At 70.6% G+C, this 5,058-nt stretch carries 4 protein-coding genes and 1 pseudogene; 4 read left to right on the top strand and 1 reads right to left on the bottom strand.

The window, feature by feature from the left end:
• The 3 genes and pseudogenes from ON30_RS14125 to ON30_RS14135 form a co-directional block, all read left to right on the top strand.
• Nucleotides 1-242: pseudogene (locus ON30_RS14125) on the top strand (acyl-CoA dehydrogenase); the annotation flags it as partial.
• A 61-nt stretch (nt 243-303) separates the two neighbouring features.
• Nucleotides 304-1,038 carry a PIG-L deacetylase family protein gene (locus ON30_RS14130; RefSeq protein ID WP_040707407.1) on the top strand — a complete coding sequence of 245 codons (735 nt, stop codon included), beginning with the start codon at nt 304-306 and terminating at the stop codon, nt 1,036-1,038.
• A complete protein-coding gene (locus ON30_RS14135; protein ID WP_051029323.1) occupies nt 1,035-1,610 on the top strand; it encodes a class I SAM-dependent methyltransferase in 576 nt (191 codons plus the stop codon). Before ON30_RS14130 ends, ON30_RS14135 begins: the two co-directional genes overlap by 4 nt.
• Before the next feature lie 26 nt (nt 1,611-1,636).
• On the opposite strand, the gene ON30_RS14140 is transcribed toward ON30_RS14135, so the two are convergent.
• Complete coding sequence (locus ON30_RS14140; RefSeq protein WP_040707410.1) at nt 1,637-2,581, bottom strand: zinc-binding dehydrogenase; 945 nt, start codon at nt 2,579-2,581, stop codon at nt 1,637-1,639.
• A 267-nt stretch (nt 2,582-2,848) separates the two neighbouring features.
• On the opposite strand from ON30_RS14140, the gene ON30_RS14145 reads away from it, so the two are divergent.
• A complete protein-coding gene (locus ON30_RS14145) occupies nt 2,849-5,014 on the top strand; it encodes a catalase (protein WP_083911393.1) in 2,166 nt (721 codons plus the stop codon).
• Nucleotides 5,015-5,058 lie beyond the last annotated feature (44 nt).

A 5,058-nucleotide genomic window follows, 5' to 3' on the forward strand; every position in this document is an offset into this window, starting at 1 on the left:
CCGAGATCGACGCCGACCCTCGCGATACTTCGGCCGCCAGAATCCGGGCGCGACGAGTTCGCGCGATCGTGGAGGCGGCCGCCACCCAGACGCTGGACAGGGTCGGACGAGCACTGGGTGCGGGTCCGCTGGCCCAGGACGCGCTTCACGCGCGACGGGTCGCCGACCTGACCGTCTACCTCCGCCAGAGCCACGCCGACCACGATTTGGCCGACCTCGGCGCACTCCTGTCCCCGTCATGAGCCGCGCCACCGACCGACGACCGCGACGGCCCGGCCTCCCGGCCGCGAGAGAGGCGCTTTCATGGCCCTGAGACACTTCGACCAGAGCGAGCCGGGAACGCCCACCACCACGTGGCGTCCGTGGGTCGCGGACCTACCGGTGCTCACCCCCGACATCGAGGCGCTGGTCATCCTCGCTCCGCACCCCGACGACGAAGTCCTCGGCCTCGGCGCGCTCACCGCGGCCCTCACCAGCGCGGGCGTGTCGGTGACGATCCTCGCCGTCACCGACGGCGAGTCCTCCCACCCCGGCTCCCCGACCCACCCGCCGTCGACTCTGCGCGCGATCCGGCGGCGGGAATCCGCCACGGCCGCAGAGATTCTGGGCGTCGCGCGGGTCGTCCGGCTGGCCCTGCCCGACGGCGCGGTGGCCGACCACGAGGCCGCGTTGACCGATCTGGTCGGCGACCACCTCACACCGGGCGTCACCTTGGCCGTGCCCCTGCACCGGGACGGGCACCCCGACCACGAAGCCGCGGCCCGCGCCGGGGCGGTCGCCGCCCGCACTCACCGAGCGCGCCTGCTCGAATACCCGATCTGGATGTGGCACTGGTCGCACCCCGCCGATCCCGACATCGACTGGGCACGCGCCCGGCGACTGGTCTCGTCACCGGAATTCGCCGCACGCAAACGCCACGCCGCGGCCGCCTTCACCTCCCAGACCGCTCCCCTGTCCCCCGCTCCCGCCGACCGCGCCGTACTACCCCCGCACGTCTTGTCCCGACTGCTGGACCTCGACGAGGTCGTGTTCGTATGAGCCCCCGCGACGACCCGGAATTCTTCGACGCCAAATTCCGCGCCGATCCCGACCCCTGGCACTTCGACACCGCCTGGTACGAGATCCGTAAACGGGAACTGCTCACCGCGATACTGCCGCTGCCCCGCTACCGGTCCGCCCTCGAACCCGGTTGCGCCAACGGCCATCTCACCGCCGCCCTGGCCCGACGCTGCGACCACGTGACCGCCACCGACATCGCACCCCACGCCTTGGAACTCGCGCGGGCCCGATGCCGCGACCAGCACAACGTCACGCTGCACCGGTGGGCTTTCGGCGACGCCTGGCACTGGGAGCGACCGTTCGACCTGATCGTGCTCAGCGAAGTCGCCTACTACCAGACCGCCCCCGCCCTCACCGCCACCGTCGCCGACATGAGCACCCGGTTGCGGCCCGGCACCACCGTGCTGCTCTCCCACTGGCGCCACCCCGAACCCGACCACCACCTCGACGGCGACCCCACCCACCGGATCATCCTGTCCACCCTGCCCCACCGCCCGCTCGCCCACTACCGAGACGACGACTTCACCGTCGACGTGATCACCACCCGCTGAACCCGGTCCGGACATCGAGCAGCCGGTCACGGGATCTCCAGGACCAGTTTTCCTTCGTTGTGGCCGTCGTCGAGTCGACGGTGCAGATCCGCCACCTTGTCCAGCCCCGTGACCTGCGCGATGCGCGGGCGCACGAGGCCGCGTTCGAACAGCGGGGTCATCTCGGTGAGCCGCGCGCGTTCCCGGATCAGGAAGATCCCGTGCAGGCTCTGGTTGCGTCGGAACAGATCATCGAGTCGTCCCTCGGGCGCGAGCACGGTGGCCACGCGCCCGCCGTCGCGGGTGGCGGCCAGACTGCGTCCGACGTTGTCCGCGCCGACGGTGTCGAGAACGGCGTCGACGCCGTGGCCGCCGGTGTGGTCGCGGGCGACCTCGACGAAATCCTCGGATTCGTAGTCGATCGGCGTAGCGCCCAATTCTTCGAGCATGTGTCCGCGATCGGCGCCCGCGGTGGCCAGCACGGCCGCTCCGGCCGCTTTGGCGAATTGGACGGCGAAGGACCCGACACCGCCGGATCCGCCGTGCACCAGGACGGTCTGTCCTGGGCGCACGGCCAGGCGCCGCACGATCGCCTCCCACGCCGTTCCGCCCGCCAACGGGATGGCCGCGGCCTCGGTGAACGACAGCGACGCGGGTTTCGGCGCGACGATCGCGGCGGCGGCGACGTGGTACTGCGCGTACGCGCCCCAGCCGTCGGTCAGTTCCGAGGTGTAGTACACCTCGTCACCGACCGCGAAGGCGGTGACGCCCTCGCCGACCTGTTCCACGACCCCGGCGACGTCGCTGCCGATGACGGTGGGCAGCGCGAGGTCCGGATTCGCGGCCCCTTCGCGGATCAGGGCGTCCACGGGGTTCGCGCTGGAGGCCCGAACCCGGACCAACACCTCTCCCACGCCCGGTTCGGGTGGGTCGACGACTTCGACGGTCAGTGCTTCCGGCCCACCGAAGTTCTTCAGCACGGCTGCGAGCATGTCGCGTCTCCTTTCAGAGATCGGGCTCGTTTCGGGTCTCAGCCCGCGACGTCGGCGGCCGCGGTCTTGGTGGCCGCGGTGCGGATCGAACACAGGGGCAGTGCCGCGCCACTGGTGCGCCCTACCCGCGAGCGGGCGACCGAACCCGCGGCCGGTGCGCTCCGCCGGCCGCGACCGCGCCGGTGATTGCCCGGCGACAACCGGGGTAGTGCGGCTGCGTCCATCGGTCCCCCGGTGGTTCGCGACCGCGCAAACAGGAGGTTTCGGATGTCAGCTCGTAGCGGCAAGTCGAAGAACAACGATCAGTCGATCCCTCCGGGCGTGCCCGGCCCCGAGCCCGCCGCGTTCGACGAGCCCACCGAACCCCGCCCGCCGTTGGATCCCAAACCCGATCAGACCGGCCCCGCGCCGATGAGTCCGACCGGGTTCGACCAGGGCACACCCCAGCGGGCCCGCGCGCAGCACGGCGCGTTCCTCACGACCGCGCAAGGCGCGCGGATACCCGACACCGATCACTCGCTCAAAGCAGGCCCGCGCGGCCCCGTCCTGCTCCAGGACCATCATCTGCGGGAGAAGATCACCCACTTCGACCACGAGCGGATTCCCGAACGGGTGGTCCACGCCCGCGGCGCGGCCGCGCACGGGGTGTTCGTCGCCAACGGCGCGGCGGAAAAGGTTTCGTGCGCCGCGGTGTTGCGCAAGGACGCCCGCACCCCGGTGTTCGTGCGCTTCTCCACCGTCCTGGGCTCACGCGGTTCGGCCGACACCGTCCGCGACACCCGCGGTTTCGCCACGAAGTTCTACACCGACGAAGGCGTCTGGGATCTGGTCGGCAACAACATCCCGGTGTTCTTCATCCAGGACGCCATCAAGTTCCCCGACGTCATCCACGCGGGCAAACCGCATCCGGACCGCGAGATCCCGCAGGCCCAGAGCGCGCACGACACCTTCTGGGATTTCGTCACCCTGCACACCGAGGCGACCGCGCACACGCTGTGGAACATGTCCGACCGCGGGATCCCGCGCTCCTATCGGATGATGGAAGGCTTCGGCGTGCACACCTTCCGCCTCGTCGACGACGACGGCGCGACGGTGCTGGTGAAATTCCACTGGAAGCCCAAGCTGGGCGTGCATTCGCTGCTGTGGGAGGAAGCCCAGATCGCCGCGGGCGTCGACCCCGACCTGCACCGCCGCGACCTCGCCGACGCCATCGAATCCGGCGCGTTCCCGGAATGGGATCTGGGCGTGCAGGTCTTCCCCGACACCGCCGAGCAGACCTTCGAGGGCATCGATCTGCTCGACCCGACGAAGATCGTCCCGGAGGAACTGGCCCCGGTGCAGATCATCGGCACGATGACGCTCAACGCCAATCCGACGAACTACTTCGCCGAGACCGAACAGGTCGCCTTCCATCCCGGCCACCTGCCGCGCGGCATCGATCTCACCGACGACCCGCTGTTGCAGGGCAGGCTGTTCTCCTACCTCGACACCCAGATCTCACGCCTGGGCGGCCCGAATTTCGCGCAGTTGCCGATCAATCGGCCGCACGCCGAGATCAACGACATGTTCCGCGACGGGATGCACCAGACGGCCGTGCACGGCGGAGTCGCCCCGTATCACCCGAACAGTCTCGACGGCGGCTGCCCGTTCCTCGCCGGCGCACAGGACGCGCCGATCATCGAGGTCCCGCGACCGGTCGAGGGCGCGAAGATCCGCGAAGCTCCCGACAGTTTCGCCGACCACTTCAGCTCCGCGCGTCTGTTCTACGCGAGCCTGTCCCCGATCGAACAGGCCCACGTCGCCGACGCCTACACCTTCGAGCTGGGCAAATGCTATGAACAGGCGATCAAGCAGCGGGCGGTGAGCGTACTGGGCCGGATCGACGGCGATCTGGCCGCGACCGTCGCCGCCGGACTCGGTCTGGACGTCGAGGACCAGGCCGCCGCCCCGGAGAAGGTCACCGTCTCCCCCGCCTTGTCCCAGATCGGCGCGCGATGGCCCGCCGAGGGCCGCATCATCGGCATCGTCGCCGACGACGACACCGATCTCGACGACCTCGCCGCCGCCGTCGCCGCGCTCGACGACAACTCGCTGACACCCCTGGTCATCGCCGCACACGGCGGACACCTGGGCGACGGCGCGGTGACCGTCTCGCGGACCTTCGCCACCGCGCGTTCGGTCGAGTTCGACGCGCTGCTGATCGCCGCGCCCGCCGCCGACCCCCGAGCGACGGTCCTGGTACAGGAAGCGTTCCGGCACCTCAAGGCGCTCGCGGTCACCGAGGCCGGACAGCCCGCGCTGACCACGGCCGCGATCGCCGCCGACGCACCGGGGATCGCGACCGTCACCGGTATCGCCGCCGGCGTGGACGCGCTGCTCGAGTTGCTGCCCGAACACCGGGTGTGGGCCCGCGCCGCCGCCCTCGCTCCCTAGCGCACCGTCCACGGCACCAGCGCGCCGCCCGAAACACGCTGAAG

The sequence above is a fragment of the Nocardia takedensis NBRC 100417 genome, assembly GCF_000308695.1.
Taxonomy (GTDB): domain Bacteria; phylum Actinomycetota; class Actinomycetes; order Mycobacteriales; family Mycobacteriaceae; genus Nocardia; species Nocardia takedensis.